This is a genomic window from Nocardiopsis halotolerans DSM 44410 (assembly GCF_000341065.1).
Taxonomy (GTDB): Bacteria; Actinomycetota; Actinomycetes; order Streptosporangiales; family Streptosporangiaceae; genus Nocardiopsis; species Nocardiopsis halotolerans.
The window spans coordinates 1-205 of the sequence record NZ_ANAX01000108.1; the positions used below are offsets into that span (position 1 = coordinate 1).

Genomic DNA, 205 nt, shown 5'->3' on the forward strand with positions numbered 1-205 from the left:
CTACCTGGTCACCGGTGCCTTCGGTGGACTCGGCCGCCGTGTCAGCGAGTACCTCGCCGAGGAGTACGGGGCCGATCTGGTGCTGGTCGGCCGGTCCCCGTCGGGGGCGGCCGACCGGGCGTGGGTCGAGGCGCTGCGCGCGCACGGCGGCCGGGTCGAGTCCTGGACGCTCGACGTGACCGACGAGCGCGCGCTGGCCGAGCGG

1 protein-coding gene is annotated in these 205 nt (G+C 76.1%); it reads left to right on the forward strand.

The genetic code is table 11. The features are described 5' to 3' along the window. A partial coding sequence (locus D455_RS29735) for an SDR family NAD(P)-dependent oxidoreductase (RefSeq protein ID WP_040684718.1) occupies nucleotides 1-205 on the forward strand: 205 nt, incomplete at both ends.